Consider the following 24,942-nt stretch of genomic DNA (forward strand, 5'->3'; position numbering starts at 1 on the left):
CGATGAACATACTTGTCACAGGGGCCAACGGACAATTGGGACGCGAGATGCAGCGCCTCGGAGCCGTCTCACCCAACAATTACCTCTTCACGGATGTCGCCGAACTCGACATCACGGATGCCGCCGCCGTGCGTGCGTGCGTCGCGGAGCACGGCATCGACGCCATCGTCAACTGCGCGGCCTACACCAACGTCGAACGGGCCGAGGAGGACGAGGCGGCCGCCGATCTCCTGAACCGCCAGGCCGTGGAGAACCTCGCCCGGGCCGCAGCCGAAGCCGGAGCCCTGCTGGTTCACGTATCGACGGACTACGTATTCGACGGCCGGGCCTCGGAACCCTACACCGAGGAGTCACCGACAGCGCCGCTCGGAGCCTACGGACGCACGAAACGAGCCGGAGAGGAGGCCGTGGTGAAGGCCGGCTGCCGCTACCTGATCCTGCGCACGGCCTGGCTCTACTCCGAATACGGGAACAACTTCCTGAAGACCATGCTCCGCCTCACGGCCGAACGCGAATCGCTGAACGTGGTCTTCGACCAGGTGGGGACCCCGACCTACGCCGGAGACCTCGCCCTGGCGATCTTCTCGATCCTCGAAGGGGGCCTCGACCGCGGGAACGAAGGCATTTACCACTTCTCGGACGAGGGCGTCTGCTCGTGGTACGACTTCGCCGTGGAGATCGCCCGGGCCACGGGCCGCAACCGGTGCCGGATCGCACCCTGCCGCACCGCGGAGTATCCCACCAAAGCCCCCCGCCCGGCCTACTCGGTGCTCGACAAAAGCAAACTCAAACAAACGTTCGGCATCGAGATCCCCCACTGGCGCGAATCGATGTTCTACTGTCTGAAACGACTCCAAAGAGAGAACGCATGAAAAGGAACATTCTGATTACGGGAGGTGCCGGATTCATCGGCTCGCACGTCGTGCGGCTCTTCGTCACGAAGTATCCCGACTACCGGATCGTCAACCTCGACAAACTGACCTACGCCGGCAATCTGGCCAACCTTTGCGATATTGAGCAGCGGCCGAACTACACCTTCATCAAGGGCGATATTTGCGACTACGAGGCCCTGCAAGCGCTGATGGCACAGTACGAAATCGACGGCATCATCCATCTGGCGGCCGAGAGCCATGTCGACCGTTCGATCCGCGACCCGTTCACCTTCGCGCGGACCAACGTCCTGGGGACGCTCTCGCTGCTGCAGGCTGCCCGGGGGTACTGGGAGTCGCGGCCCGAAGGCTATGCGGGGAAGCTCTTCTACCACATCTCGACCGACGAGGTCTACGGAGCCCTGGAACTGACGCATCCCGAAGGGGTCGAGCCTCCGTTCACGACCACCGCCTCGTCGTCGGAGCACCACCTGGCCTACGGCACCGACTTCTTCTACGAAACCACGAAGTACAACCCCCACAGCCCCTATTCGGCCTCGAAGGCGTCGAGCGACCATTTCGTGCGTGCATACCACGACACCTACGGAATGCCGACCCTCGTGACCAACTGTTCGAACAACTACGGCCCCTATCAGTTCCCGGAGAAGTTGATTCCGCTCTTTATCAACAACATCCGCCATCGCAAGCCGCTGCCTGTCTACGGCCGCGGCGAGAACGTCCGCGACTGGCTGTTCGTGGAGGATCACGCCCGGGCGATCGACCTGATTTTCCACCGCGGAAAGGCGGCCGAAACCTACAACATCGGCGGCTTCAACGAGTGGAAGAACATCGACCTGATCAAAGTCGTCATCCGCACGGTGGATCGTCTGCTCGGACGCCAGGAGGGTGAAGACCTGGATCTGATCACCTACGTGACAGACCGTCCGGGGCATGACATGCGTTATGCGATCGATTCGTCGAAGTTGCAGCGCGAACTGGGCTGGGAGCCCTCGCTGCAGTTCGAGGAGGGGATTGAAAAGACCGTGCGCTGGTATCTGGACAATCAGGCGTGGATGGACAACATCACCTCGGGCGAATACGAGAAGTATTACGAGGAGATGTATCGGAATCGCTGAAAAAAACTCAGAAGGGCCTGGCCGAATAACAGGTCAAGACCGCACCGTCCCGGGAGGCGCGAAGAGGGAGGGGAGGTGGAGGAAAGAGGGAATCAGGAGAGACCCGAAGCGGTCGGAGGCCGGATCTCAAACACAAAAAGATCGTGGTAAAAACCACGATCTTTTTTTGGAATCAGACTACAAGCCTACTCGGCCGGCTCGGCAGCAGGAGCCTCCGCAGCAGCGGGATCGGCAGCCGGTACGGCCTGCGGAATCGCAGCCGGGATCTCGGTCTCAAGCTGCTCCTGCAGGGTCTTTGCGTCCTTGACAATCTCGGAGTTGCTCTCGGCAACCTTCGAACGGTCCATGGCCAGCGTGGCAACCAGGCTCAGCACGACAATGGCAATGGCCATCGCCCAGGTAAACTTCTCCAGGAAGTTCGTCGTCTCGCGCACACCCATCACCTGATTCGAAGCTCCGAAGTTCGCAGCCATCCCGCTCTTGGGGTTCTGCACCAGCACGGCGAGAATCACCAGAACACTCGCTACAAGGATCAGCGCAATGCAAATCGTGTATAACATATCCTCAAATTTTAATTATTGTTCTCCGTTTTGCGAATTAGCTCGGCAAAGTAAACACTTTTTTCGGGATTTCGCAAACTTAATTTGCGATAAATCGACAAGGCACGCTCCCGAAGCCCCTGGGCAAGATAGATTTCGGCCAACTCCTCGCTGACCAGTTCGTCCTCCTCGTCCCAGTCGGGCTGCAAACGGACCTCACCGTCGGGTTCGCCCTCCTCGGCCACGATCCGCAGATCGCGTTCCTGCAGGAAGGTGTCGATGATCTCCTCCGAGGAGCGCCGGAGCAGGTCCGCAGCATCCACGGTCTGCCGCCGCAACGAGCTCTCCGTGCGCCAGGGCGCCAGCAGCGTCACCACCGGGTCGGGCTCTCCCGTCACACGCTCGCGCAGCACCCGCAGCGGTACGAACCACGGCGTCGCAGCCACGGCCGCGTCGAGTTCCGCCCGCGAAAGCCCCTCCGGTCCGGTTCCCCCGGCCGAAGCCGCCACCGCATCCGGAAGTGCACGCCCCGCCGCCGCGGAGATCAGTTCGTGTTTCAGATCCCCCATGCCGCTACCAGTTGGAGGCCGAAGCCTGGAAAATATCGGTTACGATCTTGTCCACGATCTCGGGGATAAGCGTACCCTCAACCTCGGTCAGCAGCTGCGTCGACTCGTAGTCCTCGTAAGCCGAGAAGGTGCGGTTGAACGACGCCTTCTCGTCCAGGGCGTTCGTGAAGCGCACCTTGACCGTAATCGTCAGGCGGTTCAGCAGCGCGTAGTCGTCACTCGACACCGAAGCCGTCGTCGAGGTGTAGTTGGTGATCTCGCCCTCGAAGGCGAAATCGCCCCCTTCGTCGACCTGCATCAGCCGCGTGCGGCGCGAGAACATGTCCACAAGGGCTTCCGTGAGCGTCGAGCTCAGGATCGGCGAGACCATCGTGGCGTTGTTCGGGAAGTAGGCCACCGAGAAGGTTCTGGCGTCGGGCGGAATCGAGGCCCCCGACAGCGAGTATTTGATCGACACGCCGCAGGCCGTCAGCAGAGACAACCCCAACGCGGCAACCGTGAGTTTCAAACCCTTTCTTTTCAACATTTCTTATATCATTTCCTGGCAAGTCAGACATCCTCGATGCCCAGCTCCTTGATCTTCCGGTATAATGTCCGCTCCGACATGAACAGCTCCGCGGCAGCCTCCCTGCGGCGTCCGTTGTTGCGCTTCAGCGCCCGGATGATCTGCTCACGCTGCACGTCCGCCTTGGTCTTCTCACGCGGAGGCTCGTCGGTCACCTCCTCGCTCTCGGCATAGACCGGGGCCGCCGGGTGTTCATAAACCGGGGTTGCGGGCTGCCCGAACGACGGCCCCGCCGGCTGCCCGTAGGCCCCCGGGGTCTGGACCGCAGGGACGTAACGCCCCTGCGTCGCGGTCGGCAGCAACGCCCGGATGTCGTGCGGCGGCTCCGCAGCCACCCCGCCGCCCCGCATCAGCTCCGCCATCATGCGCTTCAGGTCGTTGATGTCGGCCCGCATGTCGAAGAGCACCTTGTAGAGCAATTCCCGTTCCGTGGACATCGTGTTGTCGTCCATCCGGGGCGCTCCCGGGGCAGCCATCGCCGTCCCGCCCTCCTGCGGCGGAAGGTATTTCGACAGCACCTCGGGGGTGATGACCCGCACCTGCTCGATGGCCGAAATCTGCTCCGCCACGTTCTTCAGCTGCCGGATGTTGCCCCGCCAATAGTAGTTTTTCAGCATCTCGCGCGCCGCATCGTCGAGCGTCACGGCCGGCATCCGGTACTGCACGGCCACATCCGCCGCGAACTTGCGGAACAGCAGCGGAATATCCTCGGGACGTTCGCGCAGCGCCGGAACCGCAATGGGCACCGTGCCCAACCGATAGTAAAGGTCTTCGCGGAAACGCCCCGCCCTGATGGCGTCCGGGAGGTCGACGTTCGTGGCGGCAACCACCCGCACGTTGGTTTTCTGGACCTTCGACGAACCCACGCGGATGAACTCCCCGCTCTGCAGCACGCGAAGCAGGCGCGCCTGCGTCGAATGGGGCAGTTCGGCCACCTCGTCCAGGAAGATCGTCCCGCCATCGGCCTCCTCGAAGTAGCCCTTCCGGGCCTCCACGGCCCCCGTGAAGGCACCCTTCTCGTGTCCGAAAAGCTCGGAGTCGATCGTCCCCTCGGGGATCGCCGCACAGTTCACGGCGATATATTTGTTGTGCTTGCGCGCCGAGTAGGCGTGGATCACCTGCGGGAAGAACTCCTTGCCCACTCCGCTCTCGCCCGTCACCAGGACCGTCAGGTCCGTGGGCGCCACGCGCAGAGCAACCTCCAGCGCCCTGTCCAGCAACGGAGAGGTGCCGATGATGCCGAAGCGTTGTTTTACGGTCGTTATTTCTGTCATTTATCCTTGCGCGGATTATCCGTTCGCTCTATTCGGGTTGTGCCGAGGAGGCTCCGGAATCATCCGGAGTTGCTGTTTCCGAAGCCGCGGCTGCAGGCAGTTCGATATACTCCGTTTCGACCTGCTGCTCCCGGGCGTCGTTCCAGAGCCCGTAGGCAATGGCCCCGAGGGCCAGGATCGCCACGAAGACCCCGATCCAGATGAACCAGTCGCCCCGACGGCGCGGAGCCCCGTCGACATAGGTGTAGGCATCGGTGTTCTTCGGTGGCTTGCCGTAGCGGAGCCCCCGCACCGAAGGGTCGGGATTCATCTTCGCGGAACGCGATATGTGCGGTTCGGCAAAGGCCGTGCGCACCGCCTCGGCAACCCGCTCGGAGTGCAGATGCGAAGCCCTCGGAGCGTCCTGCGGTTCGGTATCGGAAGTCTCCGACGCCGCACCGGATGCCGCGTCCGCCGCCGAAGCTGCCGAAACCGCCGAAGCCGCCGAAGCCGCAGGGGCCGAAACAGCCGCTTCCACCGCCGTTTCGGGATCCGGCCGGTGCGGATGCGGGTCGTACCGGAAAGCGATCGTCCCGTTGGGCCCGGGGCCGAGGGTTCCGAAACCCTCCAGGCGGTACTCCCCGCCGCGCTCCACGGCGTGCCGGACCTCGAAGACCAGGCGGTCGATCTCGCCCGCGGCCTCCAGGTCGTTCAGTCCCCGTTCGCGCAGCAGCCCCCGCAGTACGCCGTCGTCGCGTTTGAGCAGTTCCGAGAAGAGGATGCTCCGGCCCGGCTCCTTGACGATGAACGTCCCGAGCTGGGGGATGACGAGCCGTTTGTGCGACTCCAGATATTGCGTTAAGACTGCTATCAGCACGATCGAATCTACTTTTGAATCCGGCTCCAAAATTACCTTTTTTCAAAGAAAAAACCAAAATCTCCCGCAGTTTTTCAAAATAATCCGGCAAAGTGTTGGTTATACGAAAAATATTCGCCTACTTTGCATCCCGAAATTTCGGAAAATCCGGACGAGCTACTTCCGTCGAAATTCAGCAATGTAGCCGAGCCGGATTGGAAAAATATCACGAAACCGGCCATGAAAGACAAGTACATCGATCTGATCGAACAGTCGTTCGACTTCCCGCAGGACGAGTTCTCCGTCGAGGACAACGAGCTCAATTTCCATGACATCCCCCTCATGGAACTCATCAAACAGTACGGAACTCCGCTCAAGATCACCTACCTGCCGAAGATCTCCCAGCAGATCAACCGCGCCAAGCGCATGTTCAACGTGGCGATGGCCAAGGTCGACTACAAGGGGTCGTACAACTACTGCTACTGCACCAAGTCGAGCCACTTCTCCTTCGTGCTCGAAGAGGCCATGAAGAACGACATCCACCTCGAAACCTCCTCGGCCTACGACATCCATATCATCAACGCCCTCTACGACAGCGGCATCATCGACAAGGACCGGTACATCGTCTGCAACGGATTCAAACGCCCGCAGTATGTCGAGAACATCGCCCAGCTCGTCAACGACGGGTTCACCAACACGATCCCCGTGCTGGACAACAAGGAGGAGCTCGACCTCTTCGAGGACGCCTTCACCAAGAAGTGCAAGGTCGGAATCCGCATCGCCTGCGAGGAGGAGCCCAAGTTCGACTTCTACACCTCGCGCCTCGGAATCCGCTACAACGACATCGTCGCCTTCTACAAGGCCAAACTCAAGAACAGCAAGAAGTTCCAGCTCAAGATGCTGCACTTCTTCATCAATACCGGCATCAAGGACACCGCCTACTACTGGAACGAGCTGTCGAAGTGCATGAACGTCTACTGCGAACTCAAGGCCATCTGCCCCGAGCTCGACAGCCTCAACATCGGCGGCGGTTTCCCGATCAAGAACTCCCTGAACTTCGAGTACGACTACGAGTACCTCACCGAGGAGATCGTCGCCCAGATCAAGAACATCTGCCAGCGAAACGGCATCGAGGAACCCAACATCTTCACCGAATTCGGGTCGTTCACCGTGGGCGAAAGCGGCGCCGCGCTCTACTCGATCGTCAACCAGAAACAACAGAACGACCGCGAGAACTGGTACATGATCGACTCGTCGTTCATCACCACGCTGCCCGACACCTGGGGCATCAACCAGCGCTACATCATGCTCGCCGTCAACAACTGGGACAAGGAGTACCAGCGCGTGCTGCTGGGCGGACTGACCTGCGACAGCGAGGACTTCTACAACTCGGAGTGCCACTCGAACGCCATCTTCCTCCCGAAACTCGAACCCGGGAACACGCAGTACATCGGATTCTTCCACACGGGAGCCTACCAGGAGTCGCTCGGCGGGTTCGGAGGCATCCAGCACTGCCTGATCCCCGCCCCGAAGCACATCATCATCGACCGCGACAAGTCCGACAACGAATACTACACGCGGCTCTTCGCCAAGGAGCAGTCCTACCGCTCGATGCTCCGCATACTCGGATACTGATCCGCGATTCCGCCACATAAAAAATCCACCTTTCCCAAGGTGGATTTTTTATGTACATTCGGCCGGATCACTACCGCAAATAACGCCAGGCAATCAGCAGCAATGCAATGACGAAAAACGAGAGGAAGACGACATTGCCTATTACCCCCCGGAAACGAACCGACCGGGCGGACTCCTGCGGCAATTCATCACCCCGGTGGACACGGACGATCACACAGCCAATCCGGATCACCACCAGCAGCATAAGCCCCGCGATGAAATCAATCATGAAATCCGCCGTATTCCGCGGGACGAACCAACTCACGATGAGCAGGAGAAACCCGACGCTCACGCCCCAATCGACCCACTTGTCCCCAAAAATGGCTCGCAGGTATTTATACGATTGCATAGTATCTATCTTTTTCATCTTGACTCCCAATATTTCGCACTGTATGAAGCGACAGCCATGCCGATACATACAGCATATCTGTCTTCATCAGATAATTCCGGAGAATCTCTAACAAGACTGTAATATTGCAATACAAAGAGAACAGAGCTACGGTTAAAGATACATATAAAAAAATGAAAATACAAATAAAATCATATAGGGTTGTATTTTATCCCAAAACAGACATACAAAAAAGACATATCGAACACCGCCTGCCGCCCGAACGGACGGATGCATGCAGGGGTGCTACACGTTTTTGCAACAATTAGGACCGAAGGGGCCAGGATTGCGGAAAAATTCGTAACTTCGGCGTCAAAACGACCCGACACACCATGAATCAGCGTATCCGGAACCGGTGGACGGCTCTCCTCCTTGCAGGCGTGGCCATGGGCTGCATTCCATTCGCAGCGCCCGCCGCGCCGCCGCAGCCCGTCCCCTCCGACGCGCTCCCAAGCGAATACCGACGCGGTTACGAAGCCGGGTACCGCGCCGCGAAAGCCGAAACGGAGAGAGCGACCCGAAGAAGTGAGAAGGAACCCAAGAACAGAACCCCCGGCCAATACACCCGCAATTCGACGGACGTGCGTTTCCCGCGCGACACGTTTGCCGCGGGGCCGCGCTTCATGCACCGCCTCAGTGCGGAGTTCCGACCCGAATACATCTTCCCCACAAACCCCTTCCTCAAGCACGAAAACCGGACCGGACAACCCATCGACCTCTCCCTGTCGGGCCATTTCCGCTACTCGTTCCAGTTCCGGCCCGGTTCGACCCCCGACCGCATCTACGGAGGCGTCTACCAGGGCCTCGGCGTCACCTACTACGACTTCCAGCGCCCCGACGAAATCGGGAATCCCGTGGCGGTCTACCTCTTCCAGGGAGCCCGCATCGCACGGCTCGCACCCCGGCTCACGTTCGACTACGAATGGAATTTCGGACTCTCGTTCGGCTGGAAGCCCTACGACTCCGACACCAACCCCAGCAACATAATGATGGGGTCGAAGGTCAACGCCTACCTCAACGTCGATTTCCTGTTCAAGTGGCGGATCATGCGCGAGGTGGACCTCACGGCCGGCATCTCCCTCACCCACTTCTCCAACGGAAACACCAAGTATCCCAACGCCGGGCTCAACACCATCGGCGGCCGGGCCGGACTCTCCTACAACTTCGGAAGGCGGACCCCCGAGACCGAACCGAGGGCCTTCATCCCCGCATTCCAGCGCCATGTCAGCTACGATCTGGTCCTCTTCGGGTCGTGGCGACGCAAGGGAATCGAGGTCGGGGAGAAGCAGTATGCCGCTCCGGACGCCTACACGGTCGTGGGGTTCAACTTCGCCCCGATGTACAATTTCGGCTACAAGTTCCGGGCCGGCGTCTCGCTCGACGGCGTATACGACGGCAGTGCCAACGTCATCCCCGCCGATCCGATCTCCGACGGGAGCTCCATCGCACAGATCGAGACCGTCAATCCGGGCTTCGACCGCCAGATCGCCCTCGGCATCTCGGCCCGCGGGGAGTTCGTCATGCCCTACTTCAACATCGGCATCGGACTGGGTGTCAACGTCCTGCACAAGGGCGGCGACCTGAGGTCGTTCTATCAGATCCTGGCCCTGAAGGTGGCCGTGACGCACAATTCGTTCCTCCACATCGGCTACAGCCTGCGCGATTTCCACATGCCGAACTTCCTGATGCTCGGCGTGGGCTACCGCTTCAACAACAAATACCCCCGCCACCGGTAACGGTGCCGGCCCGGCCGGATTCGGGGCGGCAGGGAGGCCCGGACGGTCCGAACAGCCGGATTCCGGAGCGGCAGGGAGGCCCGGACGGTCCGAACAGCCGGATTTCGGGGCGGCAGGGAGGCCCGGACGGTCCGAAATTTGGCAATCCCCCCGACAAACGCTATCTTTGCCGAAAACTGCCGAACGATGCAAATCTCGAAAGCCGAATTCAAATGCTCGTCGGAGCGCATTGCACAGGTCCCGAAGGACCCACTCCCCGACATCGCCTTCATCGGGCGGAGCAACGTCGGGAAGTCGTCGCTCATCAACCTCCTCACCGGACGCCAGGGCCTGGCAAAAGTCTCCGGAACGCCCGGCAAGACCCGACTGATCAACCACTTCCGGATCAACGACGCATGGTATCTGGTCGATCTCCCGGGTTACGGATACGCCCGCACCTCGAAGGTCCAGCGGGGTGAATTCTCGAAACTCATCACCGACTACGTGCTCCGCTGCGAGAAGATGCACTACCTCTTCGTGCTGGTCGACATCCGGCTCGAACCCCAGCGCATCGACCTGCGCTTCATCGAGATGCTCGGCGAAAACGGTGTGCCCTTCGGGATCATCTTCACCAAGGCCGACAAACTCTCCAAAACCCAGCGCGAAAAGAGTGTCGAACGCTTCCGGACGGCACTCTCCGAACAGTGGGAGGAGCTGCCGCCCATGCTGGTCAGCTCCTCGGAACGGGGACTCGGACGCGACGAAATCCTGGATTTCATCGATTCCATCCTGAAAGTTTAATTTTTGTTGATAATTAGCGCCCCCCGGGGCGCATTTTTTCATCCTATTGTCCTATCTTTGCAACGTCAAAATCCCCGTAACCTATGGCTATCCACAAAATCAAAATCTTTTCCGGCCGCGGCTCGGAATACCTCGCCAAAAAGATCGCCGCAAGTTTCGGCACCACACTCGGTCAGGTCGAGGTGCTGCGATTCAGCGACGGCGAATTCCAGCCCTGCTACAATGAATCGATCCGCGGCTGCACGGTATTCATCATCCAGTCGACCTTCCCGCCCTCGGACAACCTCATGGAACTGCTCATGATGATCGACGCCGCACGCCGCGCATCGGCATACAAGGTCGTCGCCGTGATGCCCTACTTCGGCTGGGCCCGCCAGGACCGCAAGGACCGCCCCCGCGTGCCGATCGGAGCCAAACTGGTAGCCAACCTCCTGATGGCCGCAGGCGTCGACCGCGTGATGACCATGGACCTCCATGCCGACCAGATTCAGGGATTCTTCGACATTCCGGTCGATGCTCTCTACGCCAGCGGCATCTTCGTGCCCTACATCAAGAGCCTCAACATCGAGGACCTCTCGATCGCAGCTCCCGACATGGGCGGCGCCAAACGCGCCAATACCTACGCCAAACACCTCGGAACCCCGATCATCATCTCCCACAAGGAGCGTGCAAAGGCCAACGTCGTGGGCAAGATGACCGCCATCGGCGAGGTCGAGGGCCGCAATATCCTGATCGTCGACGACATGATCGACACGGCCGGGACCATCTGCATGGCCGCCGACATGCTCATGTCGCGCGGTGCCAAGAGCGTGCGCGCCGCCATCACCCACCCCGTGCTGTCGGGTCCCGCCTACGAACGCATCAACGACAGTGCCCTGGAGGAGGTGATCGTCACCGACACCATTCCGCTCAACCCCGACAAGGACCTGCACAAGTTCACGGTGCTCTCGGTGGCCGACATCTTCGCCGACGTCATCGAGCGCGTCCACAACTACAAGGAGATCTCCTCGATCTTCTTCAAGTAGGCGGGGGGGGGCGAGAGGGCCAACCGAGAGGGGCCACTGAGAAGGTCACCCGGAGAGACCCAGTCGGAGAGAGCCGACCGAAGGAAGCCACCCGGAGAGGCCCAGTTGGAGAGAGCCGACCGAAGGAAGCCACCCGGAGAGGCCCAGTTGGAGAGAGCCGACCGAAGGAGAGCTACCCGGAGAGGCCCAGTTGGAGAGAGCCGACCGAAGGAGGCCACCCGGAGGAACTGCCCGGAGAGGAGAGAGGCCCCGAAGAGGGGTCGCGGCCGGGCAGGCTGACAACCGCATACGAAAATCTCCCCTGCCCGGCTCACGATCCTTGTCGCACTTTCGGACAGGTTTGCAGGAGCCTTCCCGGGACAAAAAAGGGGATGCCGCACAAGCGGCACCCCTTGCCTGCGACCTTCGCGGACCCCTATTTCAGCGGCGAATCCGGTTCACGGGACATCACCAGGTAGAACATCCGGTCGAGGAATCCCGGTGCGAACTTCTTCACGAAGTGCGTCGCACGCCCCTCGGCCTCCATCAGGCACAGCCGCTTCCGGCGCACGATCCCCCGCCCCACGATCCGGGCCACCTGCTCGGCGGTCATCATCTTCGATTCGTCGCGCGGCGTCTCGCCCTGCTGCGAACCGTCGGCCGTCAGCGCCGAAAAGCGCACGTTCGAGGCCGTGAACCCCGGGCAGGCGATCATCACGTGGAGCCCCTTCTTGAGATTCTCGATGCGCAGCGTCTCCAGGAAGCCCGTCATGGCGTATTTCGAGGCCGAATAGCCCGTGCGGCCGGGCAGTCCGTGCAGCCCTGCAACCGACGAGATGCCGACGATCGAGCCCTTCGTCTGCTGGAGGTACGGCAGTGCATATTTGCAGCAGTTGACCGTGCCCCAGAAGTTCACATCCATCAGGCGGTGCAGCACGTCGAGCTCCACGTCGTCGAAAATCGCACGCATCGAGATCCCCGCATTGCAGATCAGCACATCCAGACGCCCGAACTCCCGGATCGCCGTCTCGATCAGCGCCCGGCACTCCGCGGGTTTCGTCACGTCCACCCCGCAGTAGGCCGCCTGGCCTCCCTGCCCGCGGATTTCACCCGCCAGCAACTGGAGTTTCTGCACGCTCCGCGCCCCGAGCACCACCTTCGCGCCCTGCGCCGCATAGACCTTCGCCATCGCCTCGCCGATCCCCGACGAGGCGCCCGTGATGACAATCACGCGATCCTTCAATGTCTTCATATCGTTCATTTGCTTCGTTTCCGATGTCACGCCGCAGCCCGGAGCCTCAGTCCGCACACCCGATCTCCAGCGTATCGTAAGCCATCCGGACCCCCGGCGGCAGCGTCGGTTCCGTCTCGGCCTGCAGCCCGATGTCGTGCGACATGTGCGTCAGCCACGCCTCCCGCGGCCCCACCCGCCGGATCAGCTCCAGCGCCTCCGCCACGTTGAAGTGCGAGTAGTGCTCCGCAAAGCGCAGCGCATTGACCACCAACACCTCCACACCCCGGAGTTTCTTCACCTCCGGCTCCGCAATCGTCTTGAAATCCGTCAGGTAGGCCAGCCGCCCGATCCGGTAGCCCGTCACGGTGAAACGCTCCGAATGGTGCCCCGACACGGGGATGATCTCGACGCCTTCCACCGTAAAGGGGTGCTCGACGTCGATCTCGTGGAGCACGATCTCCGGGACCCCGCGGTACTTGTCCTGCGCAAAGGCGTAGTCGAAATCCTTGCGCACGCACGCCGCGGTCCGCGGCGAAGCGTAGATATCCACACGGTGGACCGTCGGGGGATAATCCACGAAATTGAACGCCCGCACGTCGTCCAGGCCGCCGATGTGGTCCTTGTGTTCGTGGGTCAGCAGGATGCCGTCGAGGTGACGGACCCCGGTGCGGAGCATCTGGTAGCGGAAATCCGGGCCCGCGTCGATCACGAGCCGCACGCCACGGGTTTCGACCATCGCCGAGGTCCGCAAGCGATGGTCCCGACGGTCCGCCGACGTGCAGACCCGGCAGCGGCACCCGATGACGGGCACGCCCTGCGAGGTTCCGGTTCCCAGAAAGGTGAGTTTCATGGTTGCAAAGGTAACTATTTTCGCGCAAAATACCGCGTCACGCCGCCGAAAACGCCTCCTGGGAGAGCCCCGGAGGTGCCCCCGAATCCATCGTCCGAGAAAACGTTTGCAGAATCGGGATATTTTCAGTATTTTTATGAACTGGACAAGGACCTTTGAAACAAACCCAAACGCATAACGAATGAAAACACCGATTTTGCTCGCCGCGGCGCTGCTGCTGGCCACCGCAACCCAGGCCCAGCCCCGGAAAACCTACACCCTCGCCTCACCCGACGGACGGCTGCAGACGACCGTTGCGGCCGGAGAGGAGTTGACCTACGACATCGTCCGCGACGGACGCACGCTGCTGGAGGCCTCGCCCGTAGCCATGACGCTCGACAACGGCGCCGTGTGGGGTACCGCACCCCGCGTGGCCAAAGCCTCCCGCACGAGCGCCGACCGGTGGATCGCCTCGCCCTTCTACCGCGCCGATTCGATCCGCGAGAACTACAACGCCTTGACGCTCCGCATGAAGGGCGACTGGAGCGTGGAGTTCCGCGCCTATGACGACGGCGTGGCCTACCGCTTCGTGAGCAACGCCCGCAAACCCTTCCACGTCGTGAACGAGTGCGTCGAATACCGCTTCCCCGAGGATTTCCAGGCTACGGTCCCCTATGTGCGATCGGGCAAGGACGGTGACTGGGACAGCCAGTATTTCAATTCATTCGAAAACATCTATACGGTAGCCCCGCTCTCGCAGCTCAACCCCGGACGTCTGGCCTTCCTGCCCCTCGTGGTCGATGCCGGGCAGGGCGTGAAAATCTGCCTCTCGGAGAGCGACCTCTGCGACTATCCCGGGCTCTATCTCCGCAAGGCCGACGGTGGGAACCGCCTGACGGGGATGTTCGCCCCCTGCCCCGACCGGCTCGAACAGGGCGGGCACAACCAGTTGCAGATGGTCGTCCGGGAACGGAAGGGATACATCGCCGAGGTCTCCGCTCCGCGGAGCTTCCCGTGGCGCATGGCCGTCGTGGGCAGCGACACGCAGCTTGCCGCCTCGAACCTGAGCTACCTGCTCGCCGCACCCTCGAAAATCGACGACACGTCGTGGATCCGGCCCGGAAAGGTCGCCTGGGAGTGGTGGAACAACTGGAACCTCGCCGGCGTCGACTTCCGCACCGGCATCAACAATGCCACCTACAAATACTACATCGATTTTGCCGCAGCGAACGGCATCGAATACGTCATTCTCGACGAAGGATGGGCCGTCAACCTCCAGGCCGACCTGATGCAGGTCGTGCCGGAGATCGACCTGCGCGAACTCGTCGAGTACGGAGCCGCCCGCAACGTCGGGATCATCCTCTGGGCCGGGTATTACGCCTTCGACCGCGACATGGAGCGCGTCTGCCGCCACTACGCCGAGATGGGCGTCAAGGGATTCAAGGTCGACTTCATGGACCGCGACGACCAGCAGATGACCGCCTTCAACCACCGCGCCGCCGCCACTGCCGCGAAATACCGGCTTCTGATCGACTTCCACGGAACACACAAGCCCGCCGGGCTGAACCGCACCTGGCCCAATGTCCTCAACTTCGAGGGCGTGCACGGCCTCGAACAGCTCAAATGGAGCCCCGCATCCCTCGACCAGGTGAAATACGACACCCAACTCCCCTTCATCCGCCAGGTCGCAGGGCCGATGGACTACACCCAGGGGGCGATGATCAACGCCGCGCGCCGGAACTACCACCCCTCGAATTCGGAACCCATGAGCCAGGGAACCCGCTGCCACCAGCTCGGACTCTACATCGTGCTGGACTCCCCGCTCAACATGCTCTGCGACTCCCCGACCAATTACCTCAAGGAGATGGAGTGCACGCACTTCATCGCCGCAATCCCGACCGTCTGGGACGAAACCCGCATCCTCGCGGGTGAGATCGGCGAGTACATCGTCACCGCTCGCCGCAAGGGCTCCACGTGGTACATCGGAGGAATCACCGACTGGACGCCCCGCGACCTGAAGGTCGACCTTTCGTTCCTCGGCGGAACCCGTCCCGCAGAGCTCTTCCGCGACGGCGTGAATGCCGACCGCAAGGCCTCGGACTACCGGCGCGAGGAGCTCCGGATCGATACCTCCCGCCCCTTCGAGGTGCATCTCGCACCCGGAGGCGGCTTCACCCTGAAGGTCGAGGCCGAATAGCGTCCGGAATCCTTCCCACGAAAGGGCCCCCGCACCTGACTGTGCGGGGGCCTTTTTCAAGAGGGCGGAGAGGAACGGAAAGGAAGGAGAGGGGTGGAAAGGGTGGAGAGAGAGGAAGGCTCAAGATCCCCCTTCGATACTCCAGTAGAACCCTGCATCTTCGTGGCGGCATCCATCGCACGGAACGCCTCCATGAGGGGCGCGGCCCGCTGCGTGTCGTTCACCTTCAGCGTCCGGTAGCCCGACGACCCAACAGGCCATACGCAAAAGTCCTTTCATAAGTCTCTTCCGGTGTTTTTTCAATGCGACACCCTCACCGGGTCAATTTCCGGGCCGGGCCGGATCATAACGCTCCAGACACTCGTCGATGAGCCGCATCCCCTCGGCGGTCGAGATCCCCCGGAAAAAGGTACTCACAATCTGCACGAAGGCCTGGCGTTCGCTCATCCCTTCGGGCAGGTACATGTCCTTGCGGTCGGTGACAGCCGACACCGTATAATAGAGCACCGTAATGGCCAGATCGATGTTGATCGTCCGCACGAACAGACCGTCGGCAATCCCCTTTTCGAGCATCTCCTGCATGTCACGGCGGCTCTTCACGGAGCCCTCGCGCAACAGGCGCCCGTGTACCGCCGGGTAGAACTTCCGCAGGTTGCCCAGCAGGCGGCGGATCAGCTCCGAGTCATCCATCATGCAGCCCAGGACCATGAAGATCGCTTCGAGGACGTTCCGGGCCCCGGCACTCGCCGCCGCACGCTCGACTCGCTTGCACTCGAAAAAGTGCTCCATCGCAAGGTAGAGCAGGCTCTCCTTGTCGCCGAAAAGTTCGTAGAGCGTCCGTTTCGAAACCCCCAACTGTTGTGCGATGTCGTCCATGCGCACCGACTTGATGCCCTGCGAGACGAACATCCGCATGGCTTGTGCTATGATCCGTTCTTTCTGAGTCATGGATTTCGGTGTTAATAAAACAAATATAACAAGAAAACCTGAAAAACAAAAAAAGTTTTCCGGTTTATGACGCCGATCGGCCGCCCGGAAACAAAAAAGCCGCCCCGGAGTCTTTCCGGGGCGGCATAAAGGGGCTCAAAGATTCTTCGGCCGAACGAGGGTGCGACTACTTCGTCACACGCTCCAGCCACTTGACCATGGCCAGCATGGCGATCATCGAGACGGCGCAGACGATTACGAAGATACTCCACGTGGCGGAGATCGAGATCCGCTTGTAGAGGATCGGGCCGATGAAGAGCAGTCCGTTTCCGAGAGCCGTAGCTCCGAGCCAGCAGCCCTGCATCAGACCCTGCAGCTTGTGGGGAGCCACCTTCGAAACGAACGACAGACCCAGCGGCGAGATGAAGAGTTCGGCGATGGTCAGAATCAGATAGGTGGCAACCAGCAGCCACGGCGTCACCCGGTCAGCAACGGCCAGACCTCCCTGAGCCTGCACCTCGGCCAATTTCGGAAGCCCGAGCGAACCGACGGCCATCAACACGTAGGCAAAGGCGGCAATACCCATGCCGATGGCGATCTTCATCGGCGTCGAGGGCTCCTTGCCGCGGTTACGCAGCCACGAGAAGAGCGCGATGACGATCGGCGTGAGGAAGACCACGCAGAAGGGGTTGGCCGACTGGAAAATCTCGGCCGTAATGGGCATTCCGAAGATCTCCAGACGCGTATAGTCCTGCGCGAAGAGCGTCAGCGTCAGACCGTTCTGGTGGAACGAGAACCAGAAGAAGATCACGATGGCGAAGACGGCGAACAGGGCGTAGAGGCGTTGTTTGATCTCGCGGGCATCCTGCTGGATTTCGGCCTTCGAGGGGGTCTTCCTGCCGGCGGCGGCAACCTCCGGATCGGGCAGTTTCTTCTTGTTGGCCAGGAAGATCACCAGCGAGAAGAGCAGCGCCACGATAGCCACGCCGAAGGCGTAGTGGAAGCCCGTGTTGAAGGCATCGAGGTAGCTCGAAGCAAAGGCGCCCAGATCGGCCGGTGCGCCGTTCAGGCTCACTTCGGCCGCCAGTTCGCTGAAACGTCCCTGAGCCACGTCGGCGCTCATCGTTCCGTCGATATACTGATGGCAGAGCGACGAGAGGTCCGAATTGTAGAGGTAACCCTGCGTACGGAGCCACCAGTTGCGCACGCCCACCGCGGCGAACGGTGCGAACATCGCGCCGATGTTGATGAACATGTAGAAGATCTGGAAGCCCGTATCGCGCAGTTTGGCATATTTCTCGTTATCGTAGAGCTGACCCACCAGCGCCTGGAGGTTGCCCTTGAAGAGTCCGTTACCGAAAGCAATCACCATCAGGGCGCCGATCACCATGGCCTTCGACGAGATCGACGGCATCATCAGCACCACGTAACCCGCGGTCATGACCACGATTCCGGCGATGATCGTACCCTTGTAGTTGCGCAGCCGGTCGGCAATCAGACCGCCCACAAGCGCCAGAATGTAGATCGAAGTGTAGAAGAACGAATAGATCTTTCCGGCCTGCTCCCCGTCGATGCCGAACTTCGACATCAGGAACAGCGTCAGAATGGCCATCATCGTGTAGAAGCCGAAACGTTCACCCGTGTTGGCGAGTGCCGCGGCAATCAGGCCTTTAGGTTGTTTGAGCATGGTAAAATTTTAATATTAGGTGAATGGTTTGTTTTTGTTCGTCGACAAAGATAGAAAAATTTTTCATATATTTGTAAGAAACGGGATGCACCGCAGCAAAATTCAGGGCTATATCCGCCTTTTTTTGCAACCGCCGGTCCCGGCTTCAACCCCTTTGATGAAAAAATGCCGTCATGGACATGGAAAAAACCGATAAAAGGCTCCCGATCGTCGAACGCGACGAGTGGCTCCGGCCCGTCGAGGAGCAGATGAACCGCCGACACGCCCGTTACGAAGCCAAAATGGAGGCCATCGAACACGCCGCCGGATCGATCGTCGACTACGCCAACGGGTACCGCTATTTCGGCTGGCAGTGGGACGACACGCTCGACGGATGGTGGCTCCGCGAATGGCTCCCCGGGGCGCAGGACGTCTACGTCTTCGGCGACTTCAACAACTGGCAGCGCACCGAAATCCGAATGCACCGCGATGCCGCGGGCGTCTGGAGCGCCTTCTTCCCCGCGGCGATGTACCGCGGCCGCCTTACCCACGGATCGCTCTACAAGATCCACGTCCACGGCGACAACGGATGGATGGACCGCATCCCGGCCTACGCCCGCCGCGTGGTCCAGGACGACGCGACCAAGAACTACACCGCGCAGTTCTGGCAGCCCGCCGAGCCCTTCGACTGGCGCGGCGACAACTTCGACGCCTCGAAGAACGGGAGCCTGCTGATCTACGAGGCCCACGTCGGCATGGCCCAGGAGCGCGAAGGGGTCGGCACCTACCGCGAATTCACCGAGAAGATCCTCCCGATCATCAAGCGCGACGGATACAACGCCGTGCAGCTCATGGCCATTGCCGAGCACCCCTACTACGGGTCGTTCGGATACCACGTGTCGAGTTTCTTCGCCCCCACGTCGCGCTGCGGGACCCCCGAGGAGCTGAAGGAGCTGATCCGACGCGCCCACGAACTCGGACTGGCCGTCATCATGGACCTCGTGCACGCCCACTACGTCAAGAACCTCAACGAGGGGATCAACGAACTCGACGGAACCGACCACCTCTACTCGAAACCCGGCGAGGCCGGAAACCAGCCCTACTGGGATTCGAAACTCTTCGACTACGGAAAGGAGGAGGTCCAGCACTTCCTGTTGTCGAACGTCAAATACTGGCTCGACGAGTACCACTTCGACGGTTTCCGCTTCGACGGCGTCACGTCGATGATCTACCACCACCACGGCTACGTCCCGTTCGACACCCGCGAGCGCTTCTTCGACGAGGGGGTCAACGAGGATGCCATTACCTACCTCTCGCTCGCCAACCGGCTCGTCCACGAATTCCGCCCCGCGGCCGTCACCATCGCCGAGGACGTCAGCGGAATGCCCGGGATGTGCATCCCCCTCGACGACGGAGGCATCGGCTTCGACTACCGCCTCGGCATGGCCATCCCCGACTTCTGGATCAAGCTGCTGAAGGATGTCCCCGACGAGGACTGGAACATCTGGGAGATGTGGTCCGTAATGACCGACCGTCTGCCCGACGTCAAGACCGTGGCCTACGCCGAGTCGCACGACCAGGCGCTCGTCGGCGACAAGACCATCGCCTTCCGGCTGATGGACAAGGAGATGTACTTCCACATGGACCGCGCCTCCGAAAGCCTCATCATCGACCGCGGCATGGCCCTGCACAAGATGATCCGCCTGATGACCATCTCCACGGGCGGGCAGGCCTACCTCAACTTCATGGGCAACGAGTTCGGGCATCCCGAGTGGATCGACTTCCCGCGCGAAGGCAACGGGTGGAGCTATGCCCACGCCCGGCGCCAGTGGTCGCTCGCCCGAAACGGGTTTCTGCGGTACGTCTGGCTCGGGGATTTCGACCGCGCGATGATCCGCCTCATCAAGAAGTACAAGGTGCTGGCCGACGGCTACGCCTGGAACCTGCTGATGGACGAGCAGAACAAGACGATGGTCTTCTCGCACGGGCGGCTGCTCTTCGTCTTCAACTGGCACCCCACGGCCTCGATTCCCGACTACGAGCTGCCGGTGCAGGGGCCGGGCAAGTACGTGCCGGTCCTCTCCACCGACGAGAAGCGGTTCGGCGGCCAGGAGCGCCAGGCGATGGATTCCGAGCACTTCTCGTTCAATGTCGAGGACGAGGCCGGGAACAAGTACCCGCGGATCCGTATCTACAACACCTCGCGCACCGCAACGGTCTACCTCCGCAAGCGGTAGCCCTGTAAAGCGAGGAGGGAGGGGAGAATGGAGAATGGAGAATGGAGAATGGAGAATGGAGAATGGAAAATGAGAGAATAGAGAATAAGAGAATGGGAAATGGAGAATAAGAGAAAGAGCGGGACCTTTTTCAAGGTCTCGCTCTTCATTTTCCGGAACCATCCGGCTATTTCTCCGGCAACCGGCTCCGGGAAGGCTATTTCATCAGCGAACGCACCACGGAGAGCGCCTGCTCATAGTCGGGTTCGTGCGAAACCTCCGGGACATACTCCACGTAACGCACCGTATCGTCACGGTCGACGACCACCACCCCGCGGGCCAGCAGCCGGAAACCTTCCAGCACGAAACCATACTTCAATCCGAAATCCAGTTCGCGATAGTCCGAAAGAACGTGTACGCGGTCGATGCCCTCCGCGGCGCAGAAACGCTTCTGCGCAAAGGGCAGGTCCACCGAGATCGACAGCACGACCACATCGTCGCCCAACCGGGCGGCATCCCGGTTGAAACGGATGTTCTGCAACGAGCAAACCGGAGTGTCGACCGACGGGAAGATGCTGTAAATACGCACCTTGCCGTGGAAACGGTCCGACGGTACGCATTGCAGCGATCCGTCGACGAGCGTAAACGAGGGGGCTTTCTCCCCCACTGCGCAATGCCGGCCGAGCAGCCTCACGGGCTTGCCGCCGAAAGTCACCTGATATTCCATAGTTTTCGTAAGATTAACAACGTGTTCCAACCACAAATCCGGTGCCGAAGCATCATCCGGCCGTCGTGATCCGGCGCACCGCCTCGGCAACCTCTCCGTAAAGCGAGGGCAGGTCCACGCCCGCAATCCGGCGCCCCTCGACGACGATCCGGCCGTCGACCACCACCGTCTCCACGTCCGCGGCCTTGCCGCAGTAGACCAGGTTCGAAACCACGTCGTGAATCGGCTGCAGGTGGGGTTTCTGCAGGTCCACGACAATCAGGTCCGCCAGCGCGCCTTCGCGCAGCACACCCAGTTCGCCGTCCGCATACCCCATGGCCCGGGCGCCGTTGGCCGTGGCCATGCGCAGCGCCTCCCACGCCGGAAGTGCCGTCGGGTCGCCCGTGGCGGACTTCTGCAGGAACGCCGCCGTGCGCAACTCCTCCCACATGTCCAGGTCGTTGTTCGAGCAGGTGCCGTCCGTGGCCACCGTCACCAGTGCCCCGGCCCGGCGCAGCGCCTCCACCGGAGCCACGCCGCTCGAAATCTTCATGTTGCTCTGCGGGTTGTGCGACACGGTCACGCCCCGCGCCGCCAGCGTCTCGATGTCGGACTCCGTGACGTGGACGCAGTGGGCTCCGATCGTGTGCGGGGTCAGCAGCCCCAGCGCATCGAGGTGCCCGACCGGCGTGCGGCCGTAGCGTTCGCGCACGATGCGCAACTCGTCGCGCGTCTCGGCGATATGGGTCATCATCCCGAGCCCGTAACGGTCGGCCAGCTCCTTGCCCCGCACGAGGTTCTCCGGCGAGACCGTATAGGGCGAATGGGGCGCCACGGCGATCCGCACCCGCCCGCTACCTGCGGCAGCCAGCCCGACAGCCCACTCCACCTGCGGGAAAACCTCGTCGATGTTCGTATCGAAATAGTTGCAGCCCAGCACGGCACGGATCCCCAGCCGTTCGGCCACCTCCACGCAGCGATCCTGGAAATAGTACATGTCCACGAACGACGTCACGCCGCCCAGCAGCATCTCGACGATCCCGAGCGTCATGCCCAGCGCCACGTCGTCGGGCGTCTGTCGCGATTCGAAGGGCCAGATATAGTCGTTGAGCCACGACATGAGCGGTATGTCGTCGGCGTAGCTGCGCTGGAGCGTCATCCCGGCATGGCAGTGGGTGTTGACGAGCCCCGGCATGACCAGCCGCCCGCGGCAGTCGATCTCGCGCAGGCCGGGATGTGCCGCACGGAACGCCGCAGCATCGTCCGCCGAGGCGGTGACCAGCGCCACCCGGTTTCCGACAACCCCCACCCAACCCGTCAGGGTCCGGGAAGCGTCGCACGGATCGGTCATCGGCAAAACCGTAGCATTAGAAAATAGAAGCGTCATAAATCGATTGGTACTTGTTTGTGACTTATTGTTTCATCCGGTCGTTCCGGGCCTTGCGGGGCATCTCCCCGTCGATGGAGTTGCCCTGGACGGTGAGGATGTCCCGCCCGTCGACCGAATTCGAGTAGATCTGGATCACCTTGTTGAAGGTTCCCGGTTCGCTCTTGTGCGGTTCGTAGACGATGCGGATCACCCCCGAGTCGGCCGGAGCCACCGGACGCTTCGAAAACGAAGCCTTCAGACACGAACACGACGTGACGACCCGCAGGATCACCAGCGGCGTGGTCCCGTCGTTCACGAACCGGAACTCGTGGACCAGATCGCCGCCGCGGCGCGGCACGTCGCCGAAATCCCACGAGGTCTCCTCCAGCCGCAGGTGTGCACCCTTTTCGTCCGCCGCCGGTTTTCCGGCATAGGCTCCCGTGAGGAGCAGACCGCCCAGAAGTGTCGACAATATCTTCTTCATACCTCCGAAATCGCTAATTCAACCTGAAAACATAGGTGATCGTTCCGCCCTGCACCGTTGCCCGGCTCTCCGTGAAGCGCGCCTTCAGGGCCGCGGCACGCGCCGCCTCGATCAACTCCGAGGCATCCGTCGTGGAACCCACCGGTTCGTAGGAGGCGCCCGTCACATGCCCCCGGGCATCCACCGTCACACGGATCACCACCTTGCCGCTCTTCCCGCCGGGATAGGCCGGGCGCGGCAGGTCGCCCACCAGTCCGCGGCCCTGCAGCCCCTTGTCGAGCTGGTCCAGGCCGTCGGGATTCAGCCCCGGGCCCTTTCCGGAGGCCTTCTCCTCCCCCTCCGGGGCCCGCGGGTTCCCGGCGTTGTCGGGTTCGTCCGCCCCGCCCCGGTTCATCTTGAAGAGCGCCTTCGGGTTCGGGGTCTGCGTCACCTCGTCCTTGCCCGCGGCCTGGGCCACCTGCTCCACGGGTGCGGCCTCGTCGTGCACACGCGGCTCCGTAGCCACCTTCACCGGCGGCTTCGGTGGCTCCACGACGGGAGGTTCGGTAAAGTCCACGAGGATCGTATCCCCGGGTTTCTCCAGCGCCGGCGAGAAGTCGAACGACACCAGCGCGAACGAACCCGCCAGCAGCACCCCGTAGGCCGCCGCCGCAATCATCGCCCACCGGCGGGGTGATTTATGATCAGGGTCATAATAATACATAAGCATCTTTTTACCGGCAACCGGACGCCATATCCTGGCCGCGATGCGGCCCGAAGCCCCGTCCCGGAGGGGATTCAGGGGCGGATCGGCCCTGCAACCGAACCCGCAGGCCGCGACATCGGCCGGGCGGTCCGCCCTTGCATCCAACTACCGGGGATTGGTTGCCAATATGAGTTTGTAGTTATTGTCCTTGGCGATGTTCATCACCTTGACCACCTCGTCGACGGCCACCGACTTGTCGCAGTGCAGCGATACCGTAGCGTCCTTCTGGCCGTCGAGACGCGCCTTCAGCGCACGCTCCACGCCCTCGATCGAACCCACCTCCTGCAACTCCACGTAATAGCGGTACCTGCCGCCCGTATCCTGCACCGAAACCGTCGTCATCGCCTTGTCCTTCAACTGGTTCGAGCTCTTCGGCAACATCAGCTTCAGGGCATTCGGGTTGATCAGCGTCGTGGCGATCAGCAGAAACAGCAGCAGCAGGAACATCAGGTCGGTCATCGACGACGCCGAGAACGATTTCTCGACTTTCGATCCGTGTTTGATTGCCATAACGCGCTACTTTTGAACGGGTTGATTCAGAATATCCATGAAGGCGATCGAGTTGGCCTCCATCTGGAAGACGAGTTTCTCGATGCGGGCCACCAGGTAGTTGTAGCCGAAATAGGCCGGGATACCGACGACCAGACCGCCGACGGTCGTCACCATCGCCACGTACATGCCGCTTGCGAGCAGCGCCAGGTCGACCGTACCGCCCGCCGCCGACATGTCCATGAAGGTCTGCACCATACCCAGCACCGTGCCGAGGAAACCCAGCATCGGAGCGCCGCCGGCAATCGTCGCCAGGAACGGAAGTCCGTTCTCCAACTTCGAGACTTCGAGGTTCGCCACGTTCTCGATGGCCGTCTGCACGTCGCTCATCGGTCGGCCGATACGCTCGATACCCTTCTCGATCATCCGCGCAATCGGCGTGTCGGTCTTCTTGCACAAATTGACGGCCGTGGAGATCTTCCCGTCGGAGATATAGTCCCGGATGCGGTTCATGAAGTTCATGTCCAGCACCGACGCCTTGCGGATGGCCAGGAAGCGCTCCACAAAAATGAAGATCGTCACGCCGCCCAATGCCAGCAACGGCCACATCAGCCAGCCTCCCTTGGTAAACAGCTCCCACAAGCCCATCCGGGCCTCCTCACTGACGGCCACCGTTTCGGCAGCCTGCAAAAATGTTGTCATAACCTTTTT

General features: G+C 61.3%; 24 protein-coding genes. 8 read left to right on the top strand and 16 right to left on the bottom strand.

All coding sequences use genetic code 11. The annotated features are described in order from the left end of the window. Positions 1–2 precede the first annotated feature (2 nt). The gene (rfbD, locus tag ABGT65_RS13835) at positions 3–872 is read left to right on the top strand and encodes a dTDP-4-dehydrorhamnose reductase (protein ID WP_346702960.1); all 870 of its coding nucleotides are present in this window, start codon (positions 3–5) and stop codon (positions 870–872) included. Then, positions 869–2,005, top strand: coding sequence for a dTDP-glucose 4,6-dehydratase (locus tag ABGT65_RS13840; RefSeq protein ID WP_346702961.1), 1,137 nt, complete (start codon positions 869–871; stop codon positions 2,003–2,005). Before rfbD ends, ABGT65_RS13840 begins: the two co-directional genes overlap by 4 nt. Positions 2,006–2,190: 185 nt before the next feature. On the opposite strand, the gene secG is transcribed toward ABGT65_RS13840, so the two are convergent. Genes secG through ABGT65_RS13865 form a run of 5 tightly spaced genes read right to left on the bottom strand, consistent with a single transcriptional unit; the run spans position 2,191 to position 5,808 of the window. Beyond that, positions 2,191–2,565: a preprotein translocase subunit SecG gene (gene secG / locus ABGT65_RS13845; protein WP_346702962.1), complete on the bottom strand. Its 375-nt coding sequence runs from the start codon at positions 2,563–2,565 to the stop codon at positions 2,191–2,193. Positions 2,566–2,576: 11 nt separating this feature from the next. Beyond that, positions 2,577–3,113 (bottom strand): hypothetical protein, encoded by a 537-nt coding sequence (locus ABGT65_RS13850; RefSeq protein ID WP_346702963.1) that lies wholly within the window; start codon positions 3,111–3,113, stop codon positions 2,577–2,579. Positions 3,114–3,117: 4 nt separating this feature from the next. Continuing rightward, positions 3,118–3,639, bottom strand: a complete 522-nt coding sequence (locus tag ABGT65_RS13855; RefSeq protein WP_346702964.1) for an LptE family protein — start codon at positions 3,637–3,639, stop codon at positions 3,118–3,120. 23 nt (positions 3,640–3,662) lie between these two features. Then, positions 3,663–4,952 carry a sigma-54 dependent transcriptional regulator gene (locus ABGT65_RS13860; RefSeq protein WP_346702965.1) on the bottom strand — a complete coding sequence of 430 codons (1,290 nt, stop codon included), beginning with the start codon at positions 4,950–4,952 and terminating at the stop codon, positions 3,663–3,665. A gap of 28 nt (positions 4,953–4,980) precedes the next feature. Continuing rightward, complete coding sequence (locus tag ABGT65_RS13865) at positions 4,981–5,808, bottom strand: hypothetical protein (protein WP_346702966.1); 828 nt, start codon at positions 5,806–5,808, stop codon at positions 4,981–4,983. Positions 5,809–6,027: 219 nt separating this feature from the next. Here ABGT65_RS13865 and ABGT65_RS13870 point away from each other — a divergent pair, with 219 nt between their 5' ends. After that, positions 6,028–7,422 (top strand): arginine decarboxylase, encoded by a 1,395-nt coding sequence (locus ABGT65_RS13870; RefSeq protein ID WP_346702967.1) that lies wholly within the window; start codon positions 6,028–6,030, stop codon positions 7,420–7,422. A 70-nt stretch (positions 7,423–7,492) separates the two neighbouring features. Here the strand turns inward: ABGT65_RS13870 and ABGT65_RS13875 are convergent, their stop codons facing one another. Next, on the bottom strand, positions 7,493–7,810 hold the full coding sequence (locus ABGT65_RS13875) for a hypothetical protein (protein ID WP_346702968.1): 318 nt from the start codon (positions 7,808–7,810) through the stop codon (positions 7,493–7,495). 371 nt (positions 7,811–8,181) lie between these two features. Here ABGT65_RS13875 and ABGT65_RS13880 point away from each other — a divergent pair, with 371 nt between their 5' ends. The 3 genes from ABGT65_RS13880 (at position 8,182) to ABGT65_RS13890 (ending at position 11,390) form a co-directional block, all read left to right on the top strand. Further along, positions 8,182–9,585, top strand: a complete 1,404-nt coding sequence (locus ABGT65_RS13880; protein ID WP_346702969.1) for an acyloxyacyl hydrolase — start codon at positions 8,182–8,184, stop codon at positions 9,583–9,585. A gap of 186 nt (positions 9,586–9,771) precedes the next feature. Next, positions 9,772–10,365: a ribosome biogenesis GTP-binding protein YihA/YsxC gene (gene yihA, locus ABGT65_RS13885; protein ID WP_346702970.1), complete on the top strand. Its 594-nt coding sequence runs from the start codon at positions 9,772–9,774 to the stop codon at positions 10,363–10,365. Between the two features lie 83 nt (positions 10,366–10,448). Beyond that, positions 10,449–11,390 carry a ribose-phosphate pyrophosphokinase gene (locus ABGT65_RS13890; RefSeq protein WP_346702971.1) on the top strand — a complete coding sequence of 314 codons (942 nt, stop codon included), beginning with the start codon at positions 10,449–10,451 and terminating at the stop codon, positions 11,388–11,390. A 415-nt stretch (positions 11,391–11,805) separates the two neighbouring features. Here ABGT65_RS13890 and ABGT65_RS13895 read toward each other — a convergent pair whose 3' ends face one another. Then, positions 11,806–12,621: an SDR family oxidoreductase gene (locus ABGT65_RS13895; protein ID WP_346702972.1), complete on the bottom strand. Its 816-nt coding sequence runs from the start codon at positions 12,619–12,621 to the stop codon at positions 11,806–11,808. Positions 12,622–12,667: 46 nt separating this feature from the next. Further along, positions 12,668–13,453, bottom strand: coding sequence for an MBL fold metallo-hydrolase (locus ABGT65_RS13900; protein WP_346702973.1), 786 nt, complete (start codon positions 13,451–13,453; stop codon positions 12,668–12,670). 181 nt (positions 13,454–13,634) lie between these two features. Between ABGT65_RS13900 and ABGT65_RS13905 the strand changes: the two genes are divergently transcribed. Beyond that, positions 13,635–15,629, top strand: a complete 1,995-nt coding sequence (locus ABGT65_RS13905; protein WP_346702974.1) for a glycoside hydrolase family 97 protein — start codon at positions 13,635–13,637, stop codon at positions 15,627–15,629. A gap of 321 nt (positions 15,630–15,950) precedes the next feature. On the opposite strand, the gene ABGT65_RS13910 is transcribed toward ABGT65_RS13905, so the two are convergent. Both ABGT65_RS13910 and ABGT65_RS13915 read right to left on the bottom strand, forming a co-directional pair. After that, positions 15,951–16,577: a TetR/AcrR family transcriptional regulator gene (locus tag ABGT65_RS13910; protein WP_346702975.1), complete on the bottom strand. Its 627-nt coding sequence runs from the start codon at positions 16,575–16,577 to the stop codon at positions 15,951–15,953. Between the two features lie 166 nt (positions 16,578–16,743). Continuing rightward, positions 16,744–18,243: a peptide MFS transporter gene (locus tag ABGT65_RS13915; protein ID WP_346702976.1), complete on the bottom strand. Its 1,500-nt coding sequence runs from the start codon at positions 18,241–18,243 to the stop codon at positions 16,744–16,746. Positions 18,244–18,422: 179 nt separating this feature from the next. Between ABGT65_RS13915 and ABGT65_RS13920 the strand changes: the two genes are divergently transcribed. Then, entirely contained in the window at positions 18,423–20,459 is a 2,037-nt protein-coding gene (locus ABGT65_RS13920; protein ID WP_346703103.1) for an alpha-amylase family glycosyl hydrolase, read from the top strand. Between the two features lie 196 nt (positions 20,460–20,655). Here ABGT65_RS13920 and tpx read toward each other — a convergent pair whose 3' ends face one another. The 6 genes from tpx to ABGT65_RS13950 are packed head-to-tail and all read right to left on the bottom strand — an operon-like array spanning position 20,656 to position 24,933. Continuing rightward, on the bottom strand, positions 20,656–21,165 hold the full coding sequence (tpx, locus tag ABGT65_RS13925; protein WP_300257586.1) for a thiol peroxidase: 510 nt from the start codon (positions 21,163–21,165) through the stop codon (positions 20,656–20,658). Positions 21,166–21,217: 52 nt separating this feature from the next. Further along, complete coding sequence (locus ABGT65_RS13930) at positions 21,218–22,531, bottom strand: amidohydrolase (RefSeq protein WP_346702977.1); 1,314 nt, start codon at positions 22,529–22,531, stop codon at positions 21,218–21,220. A gap of 25 nt (positions 22,532–22,556) precedes the next feature. After that, positions 22,557–22,997: a DUF1573 domain-containing protein gene (locus ABGT65_RS13935; RefSeq protein WP_346702978.1), complete on the bottom strand. Its 441-nt coding sequence runs from the start codon at positions 22,995–22,997 to the stop codon at positions 22,557–22,559. Positions 22,998–23,010: 13 nt separating this feature from the next. Continuing rightward, positions 23,011–23,847, bottom strand: coding sequence for a TonB family protein (locus ABGT65_RS13940; protein WP_346702979.1), 837 nt, complete (start codon positions 23,845–23,847; stop codon positions 23,011–23,013). Further along, the gene (locus ABGT65_RS13945) at positions 23,848–24,252 is read right to left on the bottom strand and encodes a biopolymer transporter ExbD (RefSeq protein WP_346702980.1); all 405 of its coding nucleotides are present in this window, start codon (positions 24,250–24,252) and stop codon (positions 23,848–23,850) included. Between the two features lie 6 nt (positions 24,253–24,258). Further along, positions 24,259–24,933, bottom strand: a complete 675-nt coding sequence (locus ABGT65_RS13950) for a MotA/TolQ/ExbB proton channel family protein (protein ID WP_346702981.1) — start codon at positions 24,931–24,933, stop codon at positions 24,259–24,261. Between the last annotated feature and the right edge of the window lie 9 nt (positions 24,934–24,942).

This window comes from uncultured Alistipes sp. (genome assembly GCF_963931675.1).
Lineage (GTDB): Bacteria > Bacteroidota > Bacteroidia > Bacteroidales > Rikenellaceae > Alistipes.

What these genes read in the sequence shown, in the direction of transcription:
- ABGT65_RS13905 (WP_346702974.1), top strand. Translation starts at nt 13,635, where the DNA reads ATGAAAACACCGATTTTGCTCGCCGCGGCGCTGCTGCTGGCCACCGCA.
- ABGT65_RS13915 (WP_346702976.1), bottom strand. Translation starts at nt 18,243, where the DNA reads ATGCTCAAACAACCTAAAGGCCTGATTGCCGCGGCACTCGCCAACACG.
- ABGT65_RS13870 (WP_346702967.1), top strand. Translation starts at nt 6,028, where the DNA reads ATGAAAGACAAGTACATCGATCTGATCGAACAGTCGTTCGACTTCCCG.
- ABGT65_RS13860 (WP_346702965.1), bottom strand. Translation starts at nt 4,952, where the DNA reads ATGACAGAAATAACGACCGTAAAACAACGCTTCGGCATCATCGGCACC.
- secG (WP_346702962.1), bottom strand. Translation starts at nt 2,565, where the DNA reads ATGTTATACACGATTTGCATTGCGCTGATCCTTGTAGCGAGTGTTCTG.
- ABGT65_RS13935 (WP_346702978.1), bottom strand. Translation starts at nt 22,997, where the DNA reads ATGAAGAAGATATTGTCGACACTTCTGGGCGGTCTGCTCCTCACGGGA.
- tpx (WP_300257586.1), bottom strand. Translation starts at nt 21,165, where the DNA reads ATGGAATATCAGGTGACTTTCGGCGGCAAGCCCGTGAGGCTGCTCGGC.
- ABGT65_RS13895 (WP_346702972.1), bottom strand. Translation starts at nt 12,621, where the DNA reads ATGAAGACATTGAAGGATCGCGTGATTGTCATCACGGGCGCCTCGTCG.
- ABGT65_RS13945 (WP_346702980.1), bottom strand. Translation starts at nt 24,252, where the DNA reads ATGGCAATCAAACACGGATCGAAAGTCGAGAAATCGTTCTCGGCGTCG.
- ABGT65_RS13840 (WP_346702961.1), top strand. Translation starts at nt 869, where the DNA reads ATGAAAAGGAACATTCTGATTACGGGAGGTGCCGGATTCATCGGCTCG.
- yihA (WP_346702970.1), top strand. Translation starts at nt 9,772, where the DNA reads ATGCAAATCTCGAAAGCCGAATTCAAATGCTCGTCGGAGCGCATTGCA.
- ABGT65_RS13875 (WP_346702968.1), bottom strand. Translation starts at nt 7,810, where the DNA reads ATGCAATCGTATAAATACCTGCGAGCCATTTTTGGGGACAAGTGGGTC.
- ABGT65_RS13910 (WP_346702975.1), bottom strand. Translation starts at nt 16,577, where the DNA reads ATGACTCAGAAAGAACGGATCATAGCACAAGCCATGCGGATGTTCGTC.
- rfbD (WP_346702960.1), top strand. Translation starts at nt 3, where the DNA reads ATGAACATACTTGTCACAGGGGCCAACGGACAATTGGGACGCGAGATG.
- ABGT65_RS13850 (WP_346702963.1), bottom strand. Translation starts at nt 3,113, where the DNA reads ATGGGGGATCTGAAACACGAACTGATCTCCGCGGCGGCGGGGCGTGCA.
- ABGT65_RS13930 (WP_346702977.1), bottom strand. Translation starts at nt 22,531, where the DNA reads ATGACGCTTCTATTTTCTAATGCTACGGTTTTGCCGATGACCGATCCG.
- ABGT65_RS13855 (WP_346702964.1), bottom strand. Translation starts at nt 3,639, where the DNA reads ATGTTGAAAAGAAAGGGTTTGAAACTCACGGTTGCCGCGTTGGGGTTG.
- ABGT65_RS13880 (WP_346702969.1), top strand. Translation starts at nt 8,182, where the DNA reads ATGAATCAGCGTATCCGGAACCGGTGGACGGCTCTCCTCCTTGCAGGC.
- ABGT65_RS13890 (WP_346702971.1), top strand. Translation starts at nt 10,449, where the DNA reads ATGGCTATCCACAAAATCAAAATCTTTTCCGGCCGCGGCTCGGAATAC.
- ABGT65_RS13950 (WP_346702981.1), bottom strand. Translation starts at nt 24,933, where the DNA reads ATGACAACATTTTTGCAGGCTGCCGAAACGGTGGCCGTCAGTGAGGAG.
- ABGT65_RS13900 (WP_346702973.1), bottom strand. Translation starts at nt 13,453, where the DNA reads ATGAAACTCACCTTTCTGGGAACCGGAACCTCGCAGGGCGTGCCCGTC.
- ABGT65_RS13920 (WP_346703103.1), top strand. Translation starts at nt 18,423, where the DNA reads ATGGAAAAAACCGATAAAAGGCTCCCGATCGTCGAACGCGACGAGTGG.